Consider the following 2,713-nt stretch of genomic DNA (forward strand, 5'->3'; position numbering starts at 1 on the left):
AGTGCCGGAGGATAAGCTCGGCGGGAGCCTCCCGCCGACGCCCGCGCCGTCGGTCCCGGGCCTCACTCCGCCGGCGCCCGACCTCCCGTCAGCGCCGCGAGGCTGTTGCGTACGCAGTCCATGTGCGCCTGCACGTCGTCCCAGCGCTCCCCGTGCTCCCGCAGCACCCGTTCCGTCTCGCGGGCGACACGGTCCGCTTGCTTGCGTGCCTCGGCAAGCACCTCGGCGGCCAGCGCCTGCGCCTTCTCCTCCTCGCGCCCGAGGGCCTGCTCGGCGTCGGCGAAGTCCCGCTCCGCCTCGGCCAGCGCGGCCTCCGCGCGCGCCGCCCGGTCGGCGTGCCGAGCGTCCACCGCGGCGTCGCCCTCCACGGCCAGGCTCTCCACCGCGGCCCAGCGCTCGGCGTGCTCCTTCTCCTGTTCGGCCAGCATCGCGGCGGTGCGGTGCCTGACCTCGCGCAACGCGGCGAGCGCCTCCGTGCGGCCCTCCTTCACCTCACGCCGGGCGTCGATACGGATCTCGTCCGCCTCCGCGCGCGCCGCGAGCAGCCGCTGCCGGGCCCGGTCCTCGGCGTCCGCCACGAGCGCGTCGGCCTCGTCCTGTGCCGTGCGGCGCACTCCGGCGGCGTACGCCTCGGCCTCCGCGACCTGCTCGTGCGCCTCGCGCCGCGCGCGCTCCCGTACCGCCGTGGCCTCGTCGCGCGCCATCTGGAAGAGCCGGCGCGCGCCCTCCCCGAGCGACTCGTACGTCTGCGGAGGAAGCTCGGCCAGGGTCTCGCGCAGTTCCTCGACCTCCTCCTCCATCTCCCGGGCCAGGACGGTGAGGCGGGCGGCCCGCTCCCAGGCGGCGTCACGATCCTCCGACAAGGCCTCGGCGTAGGCATCGACCTCTTCGGGGCGGTAACCGCGCCCCCGTACTGTCACGAAGCCATGCGACGACACGGATGCGCTGCTCATTCCGGAACCCCTCGAGCGATGTCGATTTAGCGCATATCTTGATGTATCGGACAGAAATGGTCATAATCCGACACTCCGCGCCGAGCGCTCTGGTGCACGTTCCGGAAGAACAGAGGGGCCGGGCCCGGTCTCACGACCAGGCCCGGCCCTCCCGCAAAGGGATGTCAGCGCACCGCGGATGTCACAGCAGCCCGTCCCACATCTGCTCCAGCAGCACCGACCACCAGCTCTCCGGCGAACCCAGCGCCGCCGGGTCGAGCGCCGCCAACTGGGCCTGGAAGTCGACGGTCCAGCGGCCCGCCTGCTCCTGGTTCAGGCCGAACCGCAGCCGCCACATCCGGCCGAGCAGGCCCAGGCAACGCACGAACTCCGGCAGCCCGGTGTTCACGAACTGCGGCGGCACCGGCGCACCGCCCGGCCCGGCCTCCACCGGTACGGCCACGATATGCGCCGTGCCGTACTGGACGCAGATCGCCTTGCCGAAGTCGCTGCCCATGACGAGGTACGAGCCCGCGTCCGCCGCCGGCTGCACGCCGCGCTCCTGCGCCAGCTCGGCCAGCGTCGGCACCGGCCGGCCCGGCTGGGCCTGTGCCCAGAAGAACGGCCCCATGTCCAGCGGCAGTCCGGCCACCACCAGCGTGTGCGCCACGACCGGCGGCACTCCCTGCCGGGACACCGCGGCCTGCTCGAACCGGAACACGCCCGGCCCGAACGCCCCCGCCAGCTCCTGCGCCACGCCCTCCGGCGGAAGCGGCGGCGCCGGCGGCACCGGCGTCAACGGCGCACGCACCGGCGCGGGGCGCGCGGGACCGTCCGCCACCTGATGCAACTCGCCCTGGTGCGCCAGCAGTTGCTGCATGCCCTGCTGGCGGCTCGCGTGATCCGTGCCGTACGGCGCGATGCTCGTGATCCGCGCCTGCGGCCACTGCTCGCGCATCATCCGCGCGCAGTACGCGCCCGGCAACTCGCACGACTCCAACTCCGTGTGCAGCTCCAGCACCTGGTCCGGCGGCACGTTCATGGCCCGCAGCTCATGGAAGATCTGCCACTCCGGGTGCGGCACACCCGGCGCCGAACGCCGGATCAGCTGCTGCTCCGAGCCGTCCTGCGCGCGGTAGCGCAGCACGGCCTGATAGCCCGGGCCGACGGTCGGCTGACCCTGCTGCGGGTAGCCGTACGCCGGACGCTGCCCGGGAACAGGCTGTCCCGGAATCGGCATCCCGGGAGCGGGGGGCGGCATCGCACCCTGAGCCGGAGGCATCGGGTGCTGGGCGCCGGGAGGCATGCCCGGCACGCCCGGGGCCTGCGGCGGCGGGGGTGCGCCGGGGCCACCGACGGCGGGACCGGCGAGCATGGTCTCCGCGTGGTGCACGGCGCCGTGCGCGCCCCCGGTCGAGCCCTGCGCGCCCGGGGCACCTGGGACGCCGGGCGCGCCAGGGGGCTGGTGAGCGCCCGGGATGCCAGGGGCTCCCGGAGTACCCGGAGTCCCAGGTGCGCCCGGAGGCTGCGGTGCGCCCTGGCCCGGTCCCGTGCGACCGGGGTCGGCCAGCATCGTGGCCGCGTGGTGCACACCACCGGGCGGCGTACCGCCCGGAGCTCCCGGCGCGCCCGGAGTCCCCGGCGGGGTCGGAGGACCGGGCGGAGTCGGGGCACCCGGGGCGGCCGCGGGACCCTCAGGTCCGTCCGGCCCGAGGGAGGACACGAGCTGCGTGGGCACGTAGGCGCCCTGCGCACCGGGCGTACCCGGCGCGCCGGGCGGT

At 75.2% G+C, this 2,713-nt stretch carries 2 protein-coding genes; both read right to left on the reverse strand.

Translation table 11 applies throughout. The features are described from left to right. Positions 1 to 62 precede the first annotated feature (62 nt). On the reverse strand, positions 63 to 953 hold the full coding sequence (locus AB0O67_RS37115) for a cellulose-binding protein (protein ID WP_365460465.1): 891 nt from the start codon (positions 951 to 953) through the stop codon (positions 63 to 65). Positions 954 to 1,134: 181 nt separating this feature from the next. Continuing rightward, positions 1,135 to 2,713, reverse strand: a 1,579-nt coding sequence (locus AB0O67_RS37120) for an SUKH-4 family immunity protein (protein WP_365460468.1), incomplete at its 5' end; no start/stop codon positions are given.

The organism is Streptomyces sp. NPDC086077, assembly GCF_040686175.1.
Lineage (GTDB): Bacteria > Actinomycetota > Actinomycetes > Streptomycetales > Streptomycetaceae > Streptomyces.